This is a genomic window from Ruegeria sp. CJ9 (genome assembly GCF_056536625.1).
Window position 1 is genome coordinate 653,195 of record NZ_JBQFPY010000001.1, and the last position, 19,580, is coordinate 672,774.

The 19,580-nt window shown below is 57.0% G+C and carries 21 protein-coding genes, 1 tRNA gene and 1 pseudogene; 11 read left to right on the forward strand and 12 right to left on the reverse strand.

Going from position 1 to position 19,580, the window contains the following annotated elements; all coding sequences use genetic code 11:
* Positions 1–176 precede the first annotated feature (176 nt).
* Together ACR0AJ_RS03260 and ACR0AJ_RS03265 are read right to left on the reverse strand one after the other, a co-directional pair.
* Positions 177–1,916 (reverse strand): adenylate/guanylate cyclase domain-containing protein, encoded by a 1,740-nt coding sequence (locus ACR0AJ_RS03260; RefSeq protein ID WP_480646197.1) that lies wholly within the window; start codon positions 1,914–1,916, stop codon positions 177–179.
* Positions 1,917–2,079: 163 nt separating this feature from the next.
* Positions 2,080–2,792 (reverse strand): annotated as a pseudogene (locus ACR0AJ_RS03265) (IS6 family transposase).
* A gap of 110 nt (positions 2,793–2,902) precedes the next feature.
* Between ACR0AJ_RS03265 and ACR0AJ_RS03270 the strand changes: the two are divergent.
* Entirely contained in the window at positions 2,903–3,136 is a 234-nt protein-coding gene (locus ACR0AJ_RS03270) for a tyrosine-type recombinase/integrase (RefSeq protein WP_368039709.1), read from the forward strand.
* A 65-nt stretch (positions 3,137–3,201) separates the two neighbouring features.
* Here the strand turns inward: ACR0AJ_RS03270 and ACR0AJ_RS03275 are convergent.
* Positions 3,202–3,291 (reverse strand) — tRNA-Ser (locus tag ACR0AJ_RS03275).
* 202 nt (positions 3,292–3,493) lie between these two features.
* Here ACR0AJ_RS03275 and ACR0AJ_RS03280 point away from each other — a divergent pair.
* The 8 genes from ACR0AJ_RS03280 (at position 3,494) to ACR0AJ_RS03315 (ending at position 11,133) form a co-directional block, all read left to right on the forward strand.
* Positions 3,494–4,861: an SPOR domain-containing protein gene (locus ACR0AJ_RS03280; RefSeq protein WP_480740066.1), complete on the forward strand. Its 1,368-nt coding sequence runs from the start codon at positions 3,494–3,496 to the stop codon at positions 4,859–4,861.
* 17 nt (positions 4,862–4,878) lie between these two features.
* Positions 4,879–6,045 carry a D-alanyl-D-alanine carboxypeptidase family protein gene (locus ACR0AJ_RS03285; protein WP_170577384.1) on the forward strand — a complete coding sequence of 389 codons (1,167 nt, stop codon included), beginning with the start codon at positions 4,879–4,881 and terminating at the stop codon, positions 6,043–6,045.
* Positions 6,042–6,665, forward strand: a complete 624-nt coding sequence (gene tmk, locus ACR0AJ_RS03290) for a dTMP kinase (RefSeq protein ID WP_170348190.1) — start codon at positions 6,042–6,044, stop codon at positions 6,663–6,665. Before ACR0AJ_RS03285 ends, tmk begins: the two co-directional genes overlap by 4 nt.
* 10 nt (positions 6,666–6,675) lie before the next feature.
* Complete coding sequence (locus ACR0AJ_RS03295; RefSeq protein ID WP_480662289.1) at positions 6,676–7,797, forward strand: DNA polymerase III subunit delta'; 1,122 nt, start codon at positions 6,676–6,678, stop codon at positions 7,795–7,797.
* On the forward strand, positions 7,794–8,600 hold the full coding sequence (locus ACR0AJ_RS03300; RefSeq protein ID WP_170348188.1) for a TatD family hydrolase: 807 nt from the start codon (positions 7,794–7,796) through the stop codon (positions 8,598–8,600). The genes ACR0AJ_RS03295 and ACR0AJ_RS03300 overlap by 4 nt, the downstream gene beginning before the upstream one ends.
* Entirely contained in the window at positions 8,597–9,394 is a 798-nt protein-coding gene (locus tag ACR0AJ_RS03305; RefSeq protein ID WP_170348187.1) for an MBL fold metallo-hydrolase, read from the forward strand. The genes ACR0AJ_RS03300 and ACR0AJ_RS03305 overlap by 4 nt, the downstream gene beginning before the upstream one ends.
* Before the next feature lie 42 nt (positions 9,395–9,436).
* On the forward strand, positions 9,437–10,369 hold the full coding sequence (locus tag ACR0AJ_RS03310; RefSeq protein WP_170348186.1) for an AEC family transporter: 933 nt from the start codon (positions 9,437–9,439) through the stop codon (positions 10,367–10,369).
* 71 nt (positions 10,370–10,440) lie between these two features.
* Positions 10,441–11,133 (forward strand): CbiX/SirB N-terminal domain-containing protein, encoded by a 693-nt coding sequence (locus tag ACR0AJ_RS03315; RefSeq protein WP_480740069.1) that lies wholly within the window; start codon positions 10,441–10,443, stop codon positions 11,131–11,133.
* 33 nt (positions 11,134–11,166) lie between these two features.
* Here the strand turns inward: ACR0AJ_RS03315 and ACR0AJ_RS03320 are convergent, their stop codons facing one another.
* From ACR0AJ_RS03320 to ACR0AJ_RS03340, 5 genes are all read right to left on the reverse strand, one after another.
* A complete protein-coding gene (locus ACR0AJ_RS03320) occupies positions 11,167–12,189 on the reverse strand; it encodes a GGDEF domain-containing protein (RefSeq protein WP_480740071.1) in 1,023 nt (340 codons plus the stop codon).
* The gene (locus ACR0AJ_RS03325) at positions 12,186–12,773 is read right to left on the reverse strand and encodes a heme NO-binding domain-containing protein (RefSeq protein WP_480740073.1); all 588 of its coding nucleotides are present in this window, start codon (positions 12,771–12,773) and stop codon (positions 12,186–12,188) included. The genes ACR0AJ_RS03320 and ACR0AJ_RS03325 overlap by 4 nt, the downstream gene beginning before the upstream one ends.
* 121 nt (positions 12,774–12,894) lie before the next feature.
* A complete protein-coding gene (locus ACR0AJ_RS03330; protein WP_170348182.1) occupies positions 12,895–14,454 on the reverse strand; it encodes a trimethylamine methyltransferase family protein in 1,560 nt (519 codons plus the stop codon).
* A 120-nt stretch (positions 14,455–14,574) separates the two neighbouring features.
* The gene (locus tag ACR0AJ_RS03335) at positions 14,575–15,267 is read right to left on the reverse strand and encodes an HAD family hydrolase (RefSeq protein WP_480740075.1); all 693 of its coding nucleotides are present in this window, start codon (positions 15,265–15,267) and stop codon (positions 14,575–14,577) included.
* 24 nt (positions 15,268–15,291) lie between these two features.
* The gene (locus ACR0AJ_RS03340; protein ID WP_480646180.1) at positions 15,292–15,576 is read right to left on the reverse strand and encodes a DUF3572 domain-containing protein; all 285 of its coding nucleotides are present in this window, start codon (positions 15,574–15,576) and stop codon (positions 15,292–15,294) included.
* 87 nt (positions 15,577–15,663) lie between these two features.
* Here ACR0AJ_RS03340 and ACR0AJ_RS03345 point away from each other — a divergent pair, with 87 nt between their 5' ends.
* Positions 15,664–17,064, forward strand: coding sequence for a diguanylate cyclase (locus ACR0AJ_RS03345; RefSeq protein ID WP_480646178.1), 1,401 nt, complete (start codon positions 15,664–15,666; stop codon positions 17,062–17,064).
* Positions 17,065–17,069: 5 nt separating this feature from the next.
* Here the strand turns inward: ACR0AJ_RS03345 and ACR0AJ_RS03350 are convergent, their stop codons facing one another.
* Genes ACR0AJ_RS03350 through ACR0AJ_RS03365 form a run of 4 tightly spaced genes read right to left on the reverse strand, consistent with a single transcriptional unit; the run spans position 17,070 to position 18,968 of the window.
* Positions 17,070–17,543 (reverse strand): periplasmic heavy metal sensor, encoded by a 474-nt coding sequence (locus ACR0AJ_RS03350; RefSeq protein WP_170348178.1) that lies wholly within the window; start codon positions 17,541–17,543, stop codon positions 17,070–17,072.
* Positions 17,540–17,908, reverse strand: a complete 369-nt coding sequence (locus ACR0AJ_RS03355) for a hypothetical protein (protein ID WP_254428647.1) — start codon at positions 17,906–17,908, stop codon at positions 17,540–17,542. The genes ACR0AJ_RS03350 and ACR0AJ_RS03355 overlap by 4 nt, the downstream gene beginning before the upstream one ends.
* Positions 17,883–18,494 (reverse strand): RNA polymerase sigma factor, encoded by a 612-nt coding sequence (locus ACR0AJ_RS03360; protein ID WP_170348177.1) that lies wholly within the window; start codon positions 18,492–18,494, stop codon positions 17,883–17,885. Before ACR0AJ_RS03360 ends, ACR0AJ_RS03355 begins: the two co-directional genes overlap by 26 nt.
* A gap of 6 nt (positions 18,495–18,500) precedes the next feature.
* Positions 18,501–18,968 (reverse strand): EF-hand domain-containing protein, encoded by a 468-nt coding sequence (locus tag ACR0AJ_RS03365; protein ID WP_480740077.1) that lies wholly within the window; start codon positions 18,966–18,968, stop codon positions 18,501–18,503.
* A gap of 199 nt (positions 18,969–19,167) precedes the next feature.
* Here ACR0AJ_RS03365 and ACR0AJ_RS03370 point away from each other — a divergent pair, with 199 nt between their 5' ends.
* Complete coding sequence (locus ACR0AJ_RS03370) at positions 19,168–19,566, forward strand: DUF983 domain-containing protein (protein WP_170360144.1); 399 nt, start codon at positions 19,168–19,170, stop codon at positions 19,564–19,566.
* Positions 19,567–19,580: the final 14 nt, after the last annotated feature.

A 19,580-nucleotide genomic window follows, 5' to 3' on the forward strand; every position in this document is an offset into this window, starting at 1 on the left:
CCGTCGGTTGATCGCGCAGCAGCAGTCACTATGGGCTCGGAAGCGGCCATTCGCTGCTAGTTGCTCGTACGACTGCTTTGCGGACAAAATGGTCGTTAGACTCCGGCGATCCAAGACCTTTTCTTACACAGAGAAGACGCATTAATCCTCAATTTTTAAGTTAGCAAATTGTGTACTCAACCAGCGAGGCGAAGTGAGGTTGTCGCCATAGCGCTCCTCAATTCGGCTTTCAATCTCTTAGATATCTCGCGATCTTTGAAGTATTCAGTTTGAATGAATGTAGAAGGTCTAAAGTCCGGATCGTGAAGCAACAAATCGCGAACTGCTCGTTCAAGCTTGCAGTCATTATTCAAGTGAGTTGCGGCCGCAGTCCGATAAGCTGCCGCCCGCCGAGTGAGCCTCGCAAATTCATCCACGGTGTTAAAACAAGCCTCAAAATCATGCATGACATAGTAGGCAATTGCCTCTAGTTCGCGGCAATATTCGGGCAAAAAGGGATCAAGCATCTTTGCACGCTTTTGGTACTCAAGAGCAGTCTTTCCATCTCCGAGAAAGTTATGGAGTTCACCGGTTCGTCCGACAATGAACGCGTGATTGGGGTTTAACTCCAGAGCGCGATTGAAGTGGAACTTAGCCCGTTCAAAGTCACGAACATAGAGCGCCAAGGAACCGGCAATTCGATGGCTTTCAGCGTCCGTTTCATCCAGCTCGACAGCTAGGTTCCCCGCTTCGACCAACTCATTCCATACATCTTCACCGGTCCATTCTGCTACTGTAGCGACAGCGCACGCCCTCCACGCATGAACTCGACCATATCCTGGATCTCGTTTCAGCGCTTCGTCAAACCAATGAACTGCTTCCTGTGCATTCTCCTTTGTGACTCCACCAATCCGGTGATAGTACAAACCGCGGATTAAACATTCATAGGCTTCCAGGTCACCCGGACGTTTGCGCTGTGCCGTGGCTTCCATTTGCCGTTCGATCTGGCCAGCCACACTAGCGACGATTTTGGCAACAAGGTCATCTTGGAAATCGAAAAGATCCTCCAGATTGCAATCCGCCCGCTCTGCCCAAAGCTGTTCGCCTGACACTGCATCCGTCAGATACGCGTTGATCCGTATGCGATTTCCAAGCTTGCGAACCCCGCCCTCAAGACAGAAACCCACGCCGAGTTTCTGTCCAAGTTCACGAGCGTCCGCCGCAACCCCTTTTAACCCAAAACTAGTATTCCTGGAGATCGTGAGAATGTCTGGGAACCGGGACAACTCTGTAATGATGTCTTCCGTCAGGCCATCGGAAAAATACTCCTGCTCGGGATCATTGCTCATGTTCTTGAAGGGAAGCACAACAATTGAGTTGGTGGACTTTTGAAGTTCCGCCACGTAGGGAAGGCTACTGTCCTCGATAAGGGCGGTTCCGCAACTGTGCGTGCCAAGCTCGCCTGCAACAGCGTAGACCGTAATTGGTTCGGAAATATTTTTAAGCTTTCGGGTGCCCTTGTTCTCAAATTTTAGCTGGGCCGACCGCTTGGCGTGATCGAACACAGCATTGCTTACGAGGACCGTACCCGGCTCGGCTTCAGACTCAATACGACTCGCTACATTTACCCCATCGCCAAGCAAATCGTCGCCATCTACTACGACATCGGCAAGATGGACCCCAACCCTGATTTCTAGTCCAATCTCTCGCTTGGTTACTGGTGCAGCGAGTTGAAGTTGTAAGTTGTAAGCACAGCGAACAGCCGCCACCGGGCTAGAAAACTCCAAAAGAAAGCCATCACCCGCGCGGTTGAAGACCCGCCCATTGTGCGTGGACGCAACAGTTCCGATTAACTCGTTTAACAGGGTAACACGATTTATCGTGTCGACTTCATCTTCACGCATTCGAGTGGAATAACCGACAACATCAGCGGCCAAGATCGTAGACAATCTCCTATTCATATTGAAGGTTCCTATTGCGCATAAATTTTAAGCCCTAATGCACGATTGCCCCATAGTAAGCCATTTGACTTCAAGAGTCTGCAAGGGGTGCTGTCAGACGAATTCTAACCAGTCTCAGTTTGCCGCGGAAACCGCAAACCTATCCGGAACAAAGTTGACGCCACTCGCTAAGAGCGGCGGCGCGGGTCAGCTTGAAGGTATCTCGGCTTGCGAGCGATCCTTCTTGGTTGAAGTGGATGTAGACAGAGGAGTGGACCGAGACGAATTTCTGTAGACTTCGCATGCGCCTGAACCGTTGCATGGCGCGTTCGCGTCGTCGGAAAGGAAGGTGGGAATTCTCAACGCGGTTGTTGAGCCACCTGCCCGTCTGTTGTTTTTTGAGCGCGCCCAGCTCTCTGTGCGCGGTTCTGTATGAGGCGAAGCGATCCGTGACGACGTTTTCCGCTTTACCGTATCGCTTCATCAATTTCTTGAGGAATTTCAGTGCTGTCTGCTTGTTTCGGCGTTTGGTGACAACGGCTTCGAGTACCTCGCCTTCGTGATCGACGGCCGCCAGAGGTAGTGTCTCTTGCCATTCACCTTCACGAAAACCTCGTCCACGTGCCACTTCCATTTGGAGAACGCGCGCAGTTGCTGAACACGCTTCCGTCTGATCTCAGCAGCAAACATTGGGCCAAACCTGTTCCACCAATACCGGACAGTTTCGTGCCTCACGTCGATGCCTCGCTCGTGCAACAGATCTTCGACATTCCTAAGCGAGAGCGGGAAACGGATGTACAGCATCACCGCCAAGCGGATAATCTCGGGATTGGTTTTGAAGTATTTGAAAGAGGCGGGTCTGGTGATGGGCAAAAGCTACGCAACACCCCTACCCCGCTCACGCAAAGTTCTTCTGACAAGACCGGGCCGACAACGGATTCGTTTTCTGCAACCCTACGGGTGAGATTCTGGTATTAGAAAACGTGACCAAAATTGCAGGGTCGATCCGTGACGCTGCTGGGGTATCGCAGGACGTTTCGCCCTTCCACGGTACACGGCACTATGCGTTGACCCAGTTGCACAAGGCTGGTGTTGATGGCCTGACTATCCGTGCGCGGGCCGGTCATGCCGACATCAGATCAACGCAAGGATACATCACTGTTGACGATGATGATGACCGCAAAGCAGCCGCTGCGGTCCGTGATTCACTGCTGTAATGCAAATGAAACGCAAATGGTGACTAGCTGGAAGTGGTGTGGCCGACCTGTAAATCGTTGATAAGTGGCGGGGAGACAGGGATTCGAACCCTGGGAACGCTCTCACGTTCAACGGTTTTCAAGACCGCCGCATTCGACCACTCTGCCACCTCCCCGCGTGGGGCAGGGTCTAAGGCCAACTGAAATCGGTGGCAAGAGCAAATAGGGAATTCTCGCCTAAGCATGTGCAGTGGTCTTTCCATGACACCTCACCCACGTTATGCTTTGCAGGAAAGACCGTAACAGACCGGCAAGACAGAACCGGCAATTGGCGGCGGGGTTCAGGAAACGAGACCCCTTCAGGCAAGGGATGACAAAATGAAGCGAGCGACTGAGACACGCGTAAAACCGCGATCGTGGGCGGTGCTGGCCGTGACATTGGCAATTCTGGCGGGGTGTGACGAGACACTGTCGACCGAGGAAGCATTGTCGGACGCACCAAGTGACGGCACCCAGACCAGCAGTACTGTCGAACTGTTTCCCGGTCATTCAGACAAATCAGGCGCAACGGTCGAAGCGCCAGAGGCCTTCAATGTGACCGAGGCCGCGCTGTGGGATGGGCGTCCGTCCTTGGGCGGTATCTGGGTTGCCCACCCGGATGTGACCCAACCCGAACGTGTTGTCATCAAGAATCCGAAAAACAACAAATCTGTGAATGGCGCCTTGTTCCGGCGGGAAAGAAACCTGCCCGGCCCGGCTTTACAACTGTCCTCTGCGGCCGCTGGCAAGCTGGGTATCCTTGCGGGTGCGCCGACCAAGGTTCAGGTTACTGCCCTGCGGCGCAAACCCGTAGAAAAAGAAGAACCCAAGCCCGAAGAAACCGCGACTACCGAGAATAAATCGGTCACCGATGAAGCAAAATCAAAAGACGCAGCCATAGAAACGGCTACGGCAGATGCCGAAAAGCCCACAAAGCGGAAATGGTGGCAAAAGAAGGAAACGGTTGCCGCAGCAGGTGCAGCCGGAGCCGCTGCAGCGGCAACAGGCGACGCCGCAGCTGAAGCAACCGCCGATGCCGCGGAAGACGTGGTTGAAACCGCAGCTCAGGCAACAGCGTCACCTACTCAATCTGACCCTGAAGTCACCTCGCCCGAGGAAAAGCCAGCCAAACGGAAGTGGTGGCAAAAGAAGGAACCGGTTGCCGCAACAGGCGCAGCCGGAGCTACCGCGGCGGCAACAAGCGACACCGCAGCTGAGGCAACCGCTGATGCGGTGGGAGAAGTGGTAGAAACCGCAACTCAGCCCACCGCGGCCCCCTCTCTGTCTGACCCCGAAGTCACCCCACCCAAGGACAAACCGGCCAAACGGAAGTGGTGGCAAAAGAAAGATCCTAACGAGATCACTGAAACGCCGCTTGACCCCGTTGCAGGTGCTGCAGCCGCGATTGAAGCGGCCGACCCCACCCCGGTAAGCGCGCCTGCTCCGGCGGCTCAGGATCCAGCACCACGATCTCTGACCAAGCCGTTTGTTCAGGTTGGAACCTTCAATGTCGAAGCCAATGCCAAGAGCGCGGCGCAAAAAATTGAGCGGAACGGAATGACTGCCAATGTTCGCGAGCTGAAGACCAACGACAAAACGGTCTGGCGCGTATTGGTTGGCCCGGCGAAAACCCGCTCGGAACGCAACGCATTGCAAAGCGACGTCAAGGACCTTGGTTTTTCTGACGCGTTCTCTGTCAAGAATTGAAACAAAGGAGGCCCCTCGTGCTGTCCTCACTGCGATCATCCGTTTTGACCCTTGGGCTGGCTGTGTTTGCCCTGCCCGCCCAAGCCTTTGATACAACAGCCCGCGCGGCATATGTGGTAGATCAGACCACAGGTACGGTTCTACTGTCCAAAGAGGCCGATCTGCCCTTACCGCCTGCCTCTATGTCCAAGCTTATGACGCTTTACGTGGCGTTCGAGGCACTGCGCGATGGCCGCCTGACACTGGATGAAACACTGCCGGTTTCGGAACACGCCATGAGCTATGGCGGCTCAACCATGTTCCTGAACACGCAGGACCGCGTCCGGGTCGAGGACCTGTTGCGCGGCATTATCGTATTGTCGGGCAACGACGCTTGCGTGGTGATCGCCGAGGCGCTCAGCCCTGACGGAACCGAGGCTGGGTTTGCCCGATACATGACGCAACGTGCGCAGCAAATGGGCATGAACAATTCCAACTTTGCTAACTCGAACGGCTGGCCCGCTGCTGGTCATATGATGTCCACCCATGACCTGGCTGTGTTGGCAAATCATCTGATTTCGGATTTCCCGGAATACTACCCCCTGTTCGCCGAGGAAGAGTTTGAATTCGATGGCCGCGCGCCGTCGAACAAACGCAATCGCAACCCGCTGCTCAAGCTGGGGATCGGCGCCGACGGTCTGAAGACCGGCCACACGCAAGAGGCCGGGTATGGCCTTGTCGGGTCGGCCAAACAGGGTGACCGTCGGGTGATTTTTGTACTCTCAGGTCTCGACAGCACTGGCAAACGGGCAGAGGAGGCTGAGGCCGTGGTTAACTGGTCGTTTCGAAATTTTGTCGAGAGGACAGTTGCCAACGCGGACACGCCAATAGCCGAGGCCAAGATCTGGATGGGCGCGCAAAAGACCGTGGGTCTGGTCCCGGAAGAGGACCTGTCGCTGCTGTTCCCAGTTCTGGGTGACAAGAATATCGAGGCCGAGGTTGTCTATGACGGGCCGGTCAACGCGCCAATTGAAAAGGGCCAACAAATGGCTGAGCTGGTTATCAAACCGGAAGGATTGCCGGAAATCCGCCGCCCATTGGTGGCGTCTGAAAGCGTCCCGGCCGGAGGCTTCGTGGTGCGTATGATGACCGTGGGCGGTATCTTTCTGACCGATGTGATCGGCAATCCACTGGACGCATTGTGACAAAGCCCGGGTTGTTTCTGACCTTCGAAGGCATTGATGGATCAGGCAAATCATCGCAGGCACGCATGCTGGCCGAGCGTTTGCGCGATCTTGGTCATGAGGTCGTGCTGACGCGCGAACCCGGTGGCTCGGTCGGGGCCGAAGAGATCCGCCGCCTGGTTTTGGAAGGCGACCCCGACCGCTGGTCGGCCGAAACGGAATTGCTGTTGTTCACTGCCGCGCGGCGGGATCATTTGGAACGCACAATCGAGCCCGCTCTTGCCGCTGGCAAAGTGGTTATCTGTGACCGATTTGCCGATAGTACTCGCATGTACCAGGGCCTGTCGCGCGGCGATTTGCGCGGGGTGGTTGATCAATTGCACAGCTTGGTGATTGGGCGCGAACCCGATCTGACACTGCTGATCGACATGGACCCACAAACCGGTCTGGCCCGCGCCAAGGGGCGACAGGGCACAGAAGAACGGTTCGAAGATTTCGGCATCGATCTGCAGCAAAAGATGCGCGCCGGATTTCTGGCGCTGGCCGATGAGTTTCCGGACCGCTTTCGCGTGATTGACGGCAACCGCGACATGGACAGCGTTGCACAGGATGTGACAGATATCGTTCTGCAAGCTTTGTGACTGACGATAGATGAGCGACGATACCCCAACCCCGGATCAGGCCCCCGGTGCCCCGCACCCGCGCGAAACCCAGCAACTGTTTGGGCAAGCTGCGGCTGAACAGGCATTTCTGAGCGCCTACACCTCGGACCGGCTGCACCACGGCTGGCTTTTGACTGGCCCGCGCGGGGTGGGCAAGGCAACCCTGGCCTGGCGGATTGCACGGTTTTTACTGGCAACGCCGCCGGTAGAAGAGGATGGGCTGTTCGGTGCCCCTCCGCCACCTGAAACCCTTGCGATTGATCCCGAACATCCGGTCGCGCACCGCATTCTGGCCGGGGCCGAGCCGGGGCTGGCCGCCATCACCCGATCCGTGAATGATCAGGGGCGGTTGCGGAACGAAATCGTCGTTGATGATATTCGCAAGCTGGGGAAATTCTTCGGACTGTCCTCGGCCGATGGCGGGCGGCGTGTCGTAATCGTCGATTCAGCGGATGAGATGAATGTCAGCGCGGCTAACGCCCTGCTGAAAATGCTCGAAGAGCCACCTGCGCGCACGACATTACTGTTGGTTTCGCACCAGCCGTCACGCCTGTTGCCAACGATCCGATCCCGTTGTCGAACCCTGCGCCTTTCTCCACTTGGACCTGAGGATATGCAAGCCGCCCTCGTGCAAACGGGTGCGGACCTGCCCGCGCAGAACGACCATTTGGCGGCGCTGGCCGCCGGGTCGGTCGGCGATGCGGTGCGGTTGATCAATCTGGGTGGGTTAGAGATCTATGCTGAACTGATCGCCATTCTCGGCACTCTGCCGCGCATGGATCGCCAGCGCGCGCTGGCCCTGGCCGAAGCCGCTGCCCAACGCGGTGCGGCAGAGCGGTTCGAACTGCTGCTGACCCTGATCGACGTCGTCCTGTCGCGCCTGGCGCTGACCGGCGCAACCGGTGCGCCGCCACTACCCGCGGCTGCGCCGAATGAGGCGGAAACGCTGTCACGTTTGTCCCCATCTCCGCATCAGGCCCGTCAATGGGCCGAGGTTGCGGCGACAATCACGGCCCGCGCGCGCCATGGTCAGGCGGTGAACCTTGACCCTGCCGCTCTGGTCCTAGATACGGTGTTCAAGATACAGGAAACCGCCGGTCAGAGCAGATGAGCGACACCCCCCAGATCACCGACAGCCATTGCCATCTGGACTTCCCCGATTTTGAGGGGCAGCTGGACCAGATCATCGCCAATGCCGCCGAAGCAGGCGTGACCCGCATGGTCACGATCTGCACCCGCTTGCGCAACGAACCCACCATTCGTGCCATTGCCGAGGCACACGCGCCGATCTTCTATGCCGCAGGCACCCATCCCATGAGCGCCGCGGATGAGCCGATGGCCACGGTCGACGAACTGATCGCGCTGTCCCGGCACCCGAAATTTGTCGGCATCGGCGAAACCGGTCTGGATTACCACTACACCGCTGACTCAGCCTCGGTACAAAAGCAATCGCTGCGCGTTCATATCGAGGCCGCCCAGCACACCGGTCTGCCGCTGATTATCCACGCCCGCGCAGCTGATGATGACATGGCGCGCATTCTGGCTGAGGAACACCGCAATGCGCCCTATTCCTGCGTAATGCACTGTTTCTCATCCTCGGCGGAACTGGCCCGCGCCGCGCTGGATCTGGGTTTCTACCTGTCCATGTCCGGCATCGCCGCCTTCCCCAAAAGCCAGGAATTGCGCGATATCTTCGCTGCCGCGCCCGTCGACCGCGTTCTGGTGGAAACTGACGCCCCCTATCTGGCCCCACCGCCTTATCGCGGTAAACGTAACGAACCGGCCTATACCGCCCACACCGCCCATAAAGGGGCCGAAGTGTTCGGGTTGGACTATGCCGATTTCGCGGCCCAGACGCAGGCCAATTTCGACCGTCTGTTCACCAAGGCCGCAACCTACAAGGCGGCTGCATGACCCAGCTGCGCTGCACCATCCTTGGCTGCGGCTCGTCCGGCGGCGTACCGCGACTGGGCGGGCATTGGGGGGATTGCGATCCGCAGAACCCCAAGAATATTCGCCGCCGCTGTTCGATGCTGGTTGAACGTGACGGGCCAGATGGCACGACCACGGTGCTGATCGACACCACCCCCGACATGCGCAGCCAATTGCTGAGTACTGGAACAGGGCGTTTGGATGGCGTGGTTTATACTCATTCCCATGCCGATCACGTCCACGGCATCGATGACCTGCGCATGATCGTCTATAACATGCGCGAGAGAGTATCGGTCTGGGCCGACGGTGATACGCAGAACGCCCTGCTGGGGCGGTTTGGGTATGCCTTCATCCAACCCGAAGGCTCTCCCTATCCGCCGATCCTTGACTTGAAGTCCATCGACGGCCCGTTCGAAATCGACGGCCCCGGCGGTTCGATCCCGTTTCACCCCTTCAAGGTCAATCATGGCTCGATCGATTCTTTGGGTTTTCGGATGGGTAAGCTGGTGTATCTGCCGGACGTCGCCGAACTTTATGACGACGCATGGCCTATGATGGAAGGGCTGGACTGTCTGGTCATTGACGCCCTGCGCCGTAGCCCTCATCCCACACACGCCCATCTGGATAAAACGTTGGAATGGATTGAGCAGCTGAAACCCAAACGAGCGGTTCTGACCAACATGCATATCGACCTCGACTATGTCACGGTTGACGCCGAAACCGCCGATCACATCACCCCTGCCTATGACGGTATGGTGATCCATCAGGATTTATAGGGCACTGCCGTTGCAGCCCGCGAAACACTCTGGGGCGGCTGGATGCTGCAAACTCTGATCGAAGTTATCCTGCCGGTATTTCTTGTGATCGGTGCCGGATACGCCGCGACCCGCCTGGGGTATTTCAAAGAAGCCCATGTCGAAGGGTTGATGAAATTCACCCAGGGCTTCGCGATTCCCTGCCTGCTGTTTCTGGCCATCGCACATCTGGATCTAAGTGCAAGTTTCGATCCCCGGCTACTTGGCAGCTTTTATGCCGCGGCAACCCTGTGTTTCACCGCCGGTTTTTTCGGCGCCCGCCTGATCTTTCACCGCGAGTGGGAAGATTGCGTCGCCATCGGCTTTTGCTGTTTGTTCTCGAACTCGGTTTTGCTGGGCCTTCCGATCACGGAACGCGCCTTTGGGTCCGAGAATTTGGACGGGAACTACGCCATCATCGCCTTCCATGCGCCATTTTGCTATGCCATCGGCATCACGGTGATGGAAGTTGTCCGAAACCGGGGGAATGGCGGCAGGCGCATGATCCGGTCGGTGATGTCGGCAATGTTCCGCAATGCGCTGATCCTCGGTATCGCGCTGGGATTTATCGTTAACCTTTCAGGAATTGGCGTACCTTCAGTTTTGGACGAAGCGCTTGGCCTTATTACTCGTGCCGCCCTGCCCGGCGCCCTGTTTGCGCTGGGCGGGGTTCTAGTCAAATACAAGCCCGAGGGCGATCTGCGCGCGATTGCCTATGTCTGCTGCATTTCATTAATCCTGCACCCCGCCCTGGTTTGGCTGTTTGGGACCTCTGCTGGTCTGCCTCAGGATTTGTTCCGCTCGGGCGTTCTCACAGCGGCGATGGCGCCCGGCTTCAACGCTTATATATTTGCCAACATGTACGGACACGCAAAACGGGTGGCAGCCTCATCCGTTTTGATTGGAACGGCGACCTCGATTCTGACGGTCTGGTTCTGGCTGACACTTTTAGGTTGATGGCTCCTTAGTTTGGATTGACTCTGGCGCGGCGGGACGCACCTATCGGTAAAGCTAACAGGACAATTCGAATGCACCACGCCCTTATCGTCGCCCATGGCCAACCGTCGGACCCGACCCCGGCCGAACAGGTCTTAGCCGAGTATGCCGCCGAGGTCGACGTACTGTGCGCAAAGGTGACTGTGCGGTCGGCAACGCTGGCGGCACCGGGTATATTCGAAGAGCGCGTTTCAAAGCTGACAGATGACGCAGTGATTTACCCGCTGTTCATGGCAAAAGGGTGGTTTGTCACCAGCGCCCTACCCAAACGTCTTGCCGGGCGAAATCTACGCATTCTGGACCCGCTTGGTATCGACCCTGAACTTCCAAAACTTGTGGCCGGGGCGCTGCGCGACAGGTTGGTGGAAAACCAGTGGACGGCGCAGGAAACGGATCTCGTTGTGGCGGCTCATGGCTCAGGTCGCAGTCGCAACCCATCTGCCGTTGCCTTTGCTTTCGCTAGCACGTTAGAAAAATATCTGGCATTCAGGTCCATTCGTGTGGGTTTTGTCGAAGAATCCCCTTCCATCTCCGAGGCCGCGTCAGGTTTGTCGGCGCAAGCTATTTGCCTGCCCTATTTTGCCTGCACCGGCGGTCACGTTCTGGAGGACCTGCCGCAAGAGTTGGCTGAAGCCACGTTCAAAGGACAACTCATGCCAGTTGTCGGAGAGCTTCCACCGATCAAGCGCCATATTGCAAACACTCTGAGCCGTGTGTTCGATTAGCCTTGATCGCATCTAAGCCGGGTCCGCGCGATTTTAATCCAAACGAACCCCGGATGCCGGGTCGCCTTGCCGACGCCCCACCAGTGTCGAGTATAAGCAATGCCGAGATCTGCCTTTCCTCTTCGCCTCATACAGCGCCAAATCAGCCGCGTTCAGAATTTCCGCGGATTTGGGGGGCGAAAACTGCGTGGACAACGCGGTCCCGATACTGGCTGATATCTGACAAGGGTTTTTCTCGAACACCATTGGTTTTTGCAACCGGTCAATAAGACGTGACGCAATTGCTGAAAGGACAGATTCATCCATCAAACCCTTGAAGATAATAACGAACTCATCCCCGCCGATGCGGGCCACTGTGTCATCGTTGCGGGTTTCCTCTACCATGATCCGGGCGGCCTGCTGCAACACGTGATCCCCCGCAGCGTGCCCATATTGATCATTAACCGACTTGAAGAAATCCAAATCCAGATGCATCAGGGCAAAAGGCGAATTCCCGGATATCAGATGGCCCAGCACCACGTCCATGGCCCGACGGTTCTTTAACCCGGTCAACATATCGGTAAAGGCTTGTTCTTCGGCGGCCAACATCGCCCCTTGCAGCCGCAGGTTAAGCGACCGCGAAGCCTCCATCGCGGCCGATTTAGCCTCGACCAGGTACAGCAGTTCGATCGCAAGGTCGGTGCCAGAAAAGTCCGCACTGGTCAGCGCATAATCGCTTACAGCATCCAAAATCGAAATGCCGAAGGACAGGTTAATTACTGCGCCTTTTCCGTTGGGCAATGGAGCAATCAATCCCTTCAACGCCGTTCGTGGCGTATCATGGAGTTTCAGGTGCAGTTTTGCGCCAGCCAACGACATCAGCGCCGAAAGGGTTGTGACAGCGCGCGGGCGTAACAACTCGAATACGTCCAGAAATTCTTTCCCATCCATCGGTTGATCCGGGCGAAGTTTCTGCAATGTCGGCCCTACGCGTGTTATCCGCCCAGTTTCGCTCACCAGAACGAACATTGGACATAGTGTTTCCAGCAAAGAACCCAGATCGCCAGTATCCATCATGATTTGCGCGCCCCAAGATCGAAATGACGCCCTTCGGCAAAAGCGCTTTCCACAAGTACGACTGAGATGACTTCGGCCTCGCCCTCTTGCCCGTCATGGAACAACATAGCCAAGGCACCGTAATCGTCGGCCATAGCGCGCAAAACCCCGACCATAACGCTGGAATATCCGGCCAATCCGGGATGACAATACAATTGATATTCTGTTGGGCTCACCTCAATAAGCTCCAACATTGGCAGGCAAAGGTCGGAAACTGCCAAACGGACACGGTCGGACAAGTCATCCAGGGAATGCAGGAACTCTACATAAGTGACGCCGCCAAAGCGCAGCAGACGGCGCAGATCCTCCATATTCGGGTGAGACACCAGATATGTTCCCAAATCCTCGAGTATTTCGGCACGTGGGCGCTTTAGTTCGCCGCACAGTGTGTCCAAAACCCGGGCAGTCATGTCGTCATCGTAGACGAGCATGGCCTCGAACTCGGTAAATCCCAGCTCAGCCATCTCGGTCACGTGCAACCAGCACGTCTGCCCGTAGGTGGCGCGTACGAAAGATTGTACCGCCCGATTGATCAGACCATGCATAAAATGCCCCAGATTGGTTACTTCTCCAATCTGGCCCGAGATTCCTTAACAAACCCCCAAGATAGGACGTTGGATTCCAACAATCTGAACAAATATCACAGTAGAAGTCTTTGACAGAGAACTAGAAATCCGTCGGCGCCCCACCTTCGGCCTTGCGACGGGCGACAAAGTCGGCAAGCTCATCCCGGATCGCATCATCCAGCGCCGGTGGTTCAAAGCTGGTGATGATCTCTTTGAACATGTGATGGGCCCGCTCCGCCGTCCAAATGCCACCCGCAACATTCCACCCCTCGAAGTTCTTCCAATCACTCAGAAAGGGTTGATAGAATGCGGTGGTGTAGCGGTCCTGAGTGTGCTGAATACCAAAGAAATGGCCGTCATTGCCCACCGACCGGATCGCATCCAACGCGATTTCATCTGGACCGGTCGCGGTAATTTCAGGCTGCATATAGCGCTGAATTTGCTGTAATATTTCACAGTCCATGATGAATTTCTCGGGGCTGGCGATCAACCCTCCCTCAAGCCAACCTGCTGCGTGGTATACCATATTGGTACCCGACTGAACGGACGCCCACAGAGAGTTCGAGGTCTCCCAAACTGATTGGCCATCGGGCACGTTTGCGGCACACACCCCCGACGACCGCATCGGCAGGTTGTAGAACCGTGCCATTTGCCCAGTCATCTGGGTGGAACGCATGTACTCCGGTGTACCAAAGGCAGGTGCGCCTGACTTCATATCCACATTGGATGTGAACGTCCCGATTACGCAGGGAATCCCCGGGCGCACGTATTGGAACAGAGCGATTGCGCACAAGGCTTCGGCCAGCGATTGCGCTACAGCCCCCGCCATCGTTACCGGAGCCATTGCACCAGCCAACGTGAACGGCGTCACAACAATCGCCTGCCCCCGCCGCGCCAAACGCAAGCAACCGTCAATCATCGGGTGGTCGTGTTTCAGCGGTGACGTCGAGTTGATGTTCGAATACATCCGAGGCGTTGCCTCGAATTCCTCGTGGCTCAGCCCGCCAGCGATGCGGACCATCTCCATCACATCTTCGACCCGTTCCTTCCCGAGGCAATAGGCATGCATCGCCTTGTCGGTCAGGGTCAGCTTGTCATAAAGCACATCTAGGTGCCGGACACTGGCATGTATATCGACGGGTTCAACCGGATACCCGCCCGCAAAGTGAATGCAATTAAAATATTGCGTCAGTTTCAACAGGTTGCGGCACATATCTCGATTGCCGGGAACCTTGGTACCGATCTCCATATCCCAGTAATTCGGCGGAGATGATACGTTGCCGAACACCATGTTCTTTCCGCCGATCTCAATCGTGCGGTCCGTATTTCGCGGAGTAATCGTAAAGCTTGAAGGGGCTTTGCCCACCATCTCCATGACAAAGTCCCGGCCCATGCGAACATTGTCGCCCTCGACCGTACACCCTGCCTCGCGCAGAATGCCTTTGGCTTCTTCGTTGTAGAACTCGATCCCGATCTCTTCGAGGATGCGCATGGCCCCTTCATGGATCGCCTCGATCCCGTCCTGATCCAACGGTTCAGTCGGGCGGTCGATGTTGATTGGCGGGCTCCACGGCATCTGGTCGATTACCGCAGTACCTCTGCGTTCAGCGGCCCCGGCACGTCCACCACCACGACGCCTACGAGTTTTTGTGTCTGCCATCTGATCCTCCGGAGCTTGCTCTATCACAAGCAAGCCTCGAAGGTCGGGGGCTGGCCGCTCTGTCTGCGACAGACTTTGTCGGTTTTTTATCCCGATGCGACGAAATTGGCTGGAACGTGATCAGTTTTTCGCCAGCCAGTCGGGAATGTGCCCGATATCCGGCAACACGACATCCGCCATGGGCGCCAGTGCTTCGGCCGGGGCCATGCCCGTGAGAACGGCAATTGTCGTCATCCCGGCAGCGCGACCAGCTTGCAGGTCGTGCAGACTGTCGCCCACCATGGCCACCTGTTCAGGTGCCACGCCTACATGGGTCGCAAAGGCAAGCAACTGCCCGGGCCCTGGTTTGTACCCGTGGCCGCTGTCATAGCCCGCGACAAAGTCAAAATGATCGCGAATCCCGACCGATGAGAGATGCTGTTTCGCTGGCATCTCACCGTCATTTGTGGCCACGCCCAGCTTTAGCCCAGCCTGTTTCAAACCTTCCAGAAAGGGGGCCAATGGCACGGCCTGCGCCTGCGGAGCCGACGCCGATTCGGTGTTCAGGACATCGACCAGATCTTCCTGCGTCATGTCGGGAAGATGCGGAACCAAGGCTTCGGCGATTTCATCAACCGTACCGGCGATGACGATGCTGTCCTCGGAATAGGTGGTCTTTTCCACGTCAAAGCCGATAACACGCCCCAATTCTGAAGCGCGTGCAGGGTCTCCGTCGGCCAGGCGCGACACGACATTGCGCCCGAAAGCCCCCCAGGTGTTGGCAAAGTCAAACAAGGTGCCGTCCTTGTCGAACAGGATCGCGTCGATAGGCATTGCATGCTCCTGCAAAGTTGTGGGTCAGGTCCAGTGGACGTCAGCGCCACCGGACAAAACCGCGCGGGCCTGTCCAGGCAGGTCATAGGGCACGGAATTCGCGTCACAGAAGGCGATTACCCACGAGTCGTCAAGCATAAGAAACTCCAGCACCGACCCCAGAAACTCGGGCTCGCCTGCTCTTTCGCGCAGGTCCTGTGTCGATGCACCGGTTGAGCCAAGGAAAATTGGCAGCAATTCTTCATTGCCCACCAGCCAACCCAGAACATTGAGCGCCAGCGTTTCGGCAGATTGGGCGTTCATTGACATAAAATAGCCCCGGATCAGGTCTTGGAAAGGGTTTGTTAACCAGACTCATAAACACTTTAGCAACGCATGCAATCAATGGTGACCGATATGTCCGTGCAGGGAACCATCCTTGTCCTCGACGAGGCCTCAACCAATCGCATCATGCTGAAGGTTCAGCTAACTGCGGCTTGGTATCACGTTGTTCAGGGTGAACGGCTTCAGGGTCTGCCCGGGCTTTTACGGCGTGCCAGGCCCGACCTGGTACTGACCTCGCAAACCTTGCCGGACGGCACTGCCGCTGACGTAAAGAAGCTTGTCATGGCAGACCCGGATTTGACCGATGTGCCGGTGGTTGCGATCGCACAGCAAAACGACAAGGCCGCGCGGTTGAAGGCGCTGGCTGACGGCTTGGACGATGTTCTGGCCCACCCGTTCAAGGATACGTTCCTGCTTGCGCGGGTTCGCAGCCTGTTGCGCGCGCGCGCCGATACCCAAGAATTGCAGGTTGGAACCAGTTCGCACCCCATCGGATTTGCCGAACCCAGCTCTGCGCTGATCATGCCTGCGAAAACCGGTCGAGTCGCTATTCTGACACAATCGTCATGCACCAGCGCTTTGTGGAAAAAGGCTCTATTCAAGCAAACACCGCACAACCTATCCGCTCATACAACATCCAACCTTCGGGGTATTCTGTCGGGACCTGTCCCTGATGCCATCGTGTTCGAGGTCAGTGCAAACCCGTCGGACCTCAAACTGCTGGCCGATCTGAAATCGCGAAGCACTACGCGGCATACGGTTCTGATTGGTGTTCTTGAGGAAGAGAATACCGAATTGGCATCCGAAGCGCTTGATCGGGGTGCCGACGCGATTTGCATGGGTAGTTTCTGCCCCGAAGAAACGCTGTTGCGCCTGGAAAACCAGATTGCGCGAAAGGCCCGGCTGGACCAGATGCGCGCGTCGCTCAGGCGCGGGTTGGAGGATTCCTGGGTCGATCCGTTAACCGGCCTGCACAATCGCCGATATGCGATGCGCGCGATGAATCAGATCATGCACAAGGCTGCGCGGACCGAGCAAGGTTTTGCGGTGATGCTGGCTGACCTGGATCACTTCAAGTGTATCAACGACACCTTCGGCCACACCGGCGGGGATCTGGTGCTGGCCGAGGCAGCGGCCCGGATGAAACAAACGATTGGCTCGGCCGGGTTCATCGCACGAATCGGTGGCGAAGAGTTCATGGTTGGCCTCGCCGAAACAACGCAGGCCAAAGCACTGAAACTAGCAAGAAGCTTGTGTGATTGCATCCGTGACAAACCTTTTGAGCTGCCAGACGCTCCTGCTCCAATACCGGTCACGATCAGCATCGGACTAATCGCAGCCCAACCAAACGGGTGGTCGCAATCTCATCAACTACCCCGGTTGGAGGGGCTGATCAAATCGGCCGACACCGCGCTTTATGCTGCCAAGTCGGCTGGGCGCAACCAGGTTCGGGTCCGGCAGAGCGCAGCCTGAACCGATCAATCCTTGTGCTTGCGCCCATGCGCCTTGCGCTCGACCACTTCCTGCAGCCGGTCCGCGTAAGCCTGACGTTCCGCGTCAGTCATCGCGGTGATGCGGCCCAGCCATTTATCCTGTAATGCGCTTTGCAATTCGGCCATGGCTTGCGCCTGTTGCTGCAGCAGCGCCTGTACCGCCTCGGGATCGAACGGTTCCGCGCGCAAGGCTGCCTCAAGCGCGGCAAAGTCCTGCGACCGCATCTTCGCCCCCTTGGTATGCCGCTCAGACAACTCACCGCGCAACGCTTTCCGTTCTTCTTTGGGCAGCGCCCGGTACAACGTTGGGGCAAATCCGGGCGGACCCTTGCCGTGATGCCCGCCTTTGACCCTGTAAACAGTGCCCAAAGCGACCCCGACAACCAAAAGGTTCAGCGCCAGCGATACGGTCAAAAGAACCGTCACCCACCGTCTTTTGGGTTTGGCATTATCGCTCATTCGGCGTCCTCCAGAAAAGTTGTGTCCAGGCCAAGGTCAGCGACCACAAAGCTGGTGTCCTGCGGAAAAATAATCGTTGCCGGGTCAGGTAAAAAGTCGGGCGCGGCAAATCCGATCCAAACCCCTGCGGCACTGGCCGCGACCAAACCACCCATGCTCTGCCAGCCTCCGATCCCGTCCAGCAGCCGCGCCCAGACAGAACGCGGTGGATCTGCAGGTTTCATCCGGTCAAGACGCACCGTTTCGGCGTCCGTCAGAATGCGAACCGCCAGATCATCGGGCAGTTCCGGCCGGGCTTGCCGTGCCTGAGCAAACAACTGGTCCAATTTCATGTCATCTTCAGCCATCTTCGTACCCCAGTTCATCTTGCCGTCCTGCCAGTATTGCCGCCAAGGCACGCTTTCCACGCGCGGTCAGGCTTTCTACCGCTTCAGTCGAAATGCCCATGATCCCGGCGATTTCAGGGTTGGGCAGTTCTTCGATATGCCGCAAAATCACCGCTTGCCGTTGGCGGTCTGGCAATTGCGACAACGCTGATTGCAGCGCATCCTTACGCGCCGCTTCTTGTAGCCGCTCGGTAGCGCTCAGGTCTTCATCCTCGGGCTCGGGCACATCGTCCAGACGGTCCGGCCTTTTCTTGCGCTGCACATCCACACACAGGTTCAGCGTAACGCGATAGAGCCAGGTGGACACCTTGGCCTGCCCCGGCACCCATTTGGGGGCCATCTGCCACAGCCGCATCATGGCGTCCTGCGTTACGTCTTCGGCCTCGGCGCGGTTGCCCAGCATTCGCATCGCGACTGAAAAACAACGCGGCCCCAACCGGTCAGTCAACTGACGGGCAGCCGCCGCGTCGCCGCCCGCGAACTGCCGCAGCAACGCATCATCTGTCGTATCCGCGGCACATTCTGCGCCGCGGACATCTTGAAATGGAGAGGTCAGATCCTCCATCCTTCATCAGCTGTCGTCAGAGTCCGCCTTGCCGTGTTTCTTGTGCTTGCGACCCATCCGCTCTTTCGCATCGGCGTATTCCTGTTCCGAGATCGTTCCGCTGTTATCCGCGTCGATACGGTCAAACATCTTGCCAGCGCGGCGCGGTTTGGGCAACTCGTCTTCACTCAGAAAGCCGTCCTGATTGGCGTCGTGTTTTTCGAACATCTTGGTCACGCGGTCATTGGCGCGTTTTTGGCCAGCGGCCTGCATTTCTTCGACGCTCAGTTTGCCGTCGCCGTCAGCGTCAGCGTTCGAGAATCGCTGCGTGCGGTGGGCCTCCAATTCTTCCTGCGTCAGTTGACCGTCACCATTGGCATCCAGTTCTTGAAAGCTTGCAGGTTCACGATCCTTTGGTCCGGCCGCCAATACGGACGTGCCTGTGATTGTAATAGCCGAGATAAGGATGGCCGGAATGAATTTGGCGCTTTTCATGTCGTTTTCCCTTTGTTTGGCGGCCCCATCGCCGCTGCTCACATAAGTTCAAACGCAGGGCTGGATGCTTTCCGTCGCAAAAATCCAAAAAACTTTGCAGGCCTTTACCAAAACCCCACGCCACAAAGCGACGCACCCCTCTTTTTTTCAGGGCAAAACAAGCGCATTATCCGGCTCAAACGAACGCGCGAGTTTTACAATGACAGATCAAACGATCGACACCACGACTGAGAATGACCGCCCCACTTGGCCTGCTTTGGTCAAAGGCTTCCGCTGCCGCTGCCCCAAATGCGGCGAGGGCAAGGTTCTGAAAGGCTATCTGAAGGTCAAGGACAGCTGCGACTCTTGTGGGCAAGAGCTGTTTCACCATCGGGCAGATGACGGTCCGGCGTACCTGACCATTCTGCTGGTCGGACACCTGATGGCACCGGCCCTTCACGTGTCTTATGTAGAGTTTCGCCCGGAACCGATGACCATGTTCCTGATCTTTGCCATCGGTTGTACGGCCCTGTCCTTGTTCCTGCTGCCTCGGCTGAAGGGTGCGGTTGTCGCGTACCAATGGGCACGTCGCATGCACGGATTCGAAAAAGCGCAATGACCTCGCTCATCGGC

Coding starts and splice junctions, on each gene's coding strand:
- ACR0AJ_RS03340 (WP_480646180.1), bottom strand. CDS start 15,576: ATGTCAATGAACGCCCAATCTGCCGAAACGCTGGCGCTCAATGTTCTG.
- ACR0AJ_RS03345 (WP_480646178.1), top strand. CDS start 15,664: ATGTCCGTGCAGGGAACCATCCTTGTCCTCGACGAGGCCTCAACCAAT.
- ACR0AJ_RS03325 (WP_480740073.1), bottom strand. CDS start 12,773: ATGCATGGTCTGATCAATCGGGCGGTACAATCTTTCGTACGCGCCACC.
- ACR0AJ_RS03315 (WP_480740069.1), top strand. CDS start 10,441: ATGCACCACGCCCTTATCGTCGCCCATGGCCAACCGTCGGACCCGACC.
- ACR0AJ_RS03280 (WP_480740066.1), top strand. CDS start 3,494: ATGAAGCGAGCGACTGAGACACGCGTAAAACCGCGATCGTGGGCGGTG.
- ACR0AJ_RS03365 (WP_480740077.1), bottom strand. CDS start 18,968: ATGAAAAGCGCCAAATTCATTCCGGCCATCCTTATCTCGGCTATTACA.
- ACR0AJ_RS03355 (WP_254428647.1), bottom strand. CDS start 17,908: ATGAACTGGGGTACGAAGATGGCTGAAGATGACATGAAATTGGACCAG.
- ACR0AJ_RS03320 (WP_480740071.1), bottom strand. CDS start 12,189: ATGATGGATACTGGCGATCTGGGTTCTTTGCTGGAAACACTATGTCCA.
- ACR0AJ_RS03360 (WP_170348177.1), bottom strand. CDS start 18,494: ATGGAGGATCTGACCTCTCCATTTCAAGATGTCCGCGGCGCAGAATGT.
- ACR0AJ_RS03330 (WP_170348182.1), bottom strand. CDS start 14,454: ATGGCAGACACAAAAACTCGTAGGCGTCGTGGTGGTGGACGTGCCGGG.
- ACR0AJ_RS03335 (WP_480740075.1), bottom strand. CDS start 15,267: ATGCCTATCGACGCGATCCTGTTCGACAAGGACGGCACCTTGTTTGAC.
- ACR0AJ_RS03310 (WP_170348186.1), top strand. CDS start 9,437: ATGCTGCAAACTCTGATCGAAGTTATCCTGCCGGTATTTCTTGTGATC.
- ACR0AJ_RS03350 (WP_170348178.1), bottom strand. CDS start 17,543: ATGAGCGATAATGCCAAACCCAAAAGACGGTGGGTGACGGTTCTTTTG.
- ACR0AJ_RS03300 (WP_170348188.1), top strand. CDS start 7,794: ATGAGCGACACCCCCCAGATCACCGACAGCCATTGCCATCTGGACTTC.
- ACR0AJ_RS03295 (WP_480662289.1), top strand. CDS start 6,676: ATGAGCGACGATACCCCAACCCCGGATCAGGCCCCCGGTGCCCCGCAC.
- ACR0AJ_RS03370 (WP_170360144.1), top strand. CDS start 19,168: ATGACAGATCAAACGATCGACACCACGACTGAGAATGACCGCCCCACT.
- ACR0AJ_RS03305 (WP_170348187.1), top strand. CDS start 8,597: ATGACCCAGCTGCGCTGCACCATCCTTGGCTGCGGCTCGTCCGGCGGC.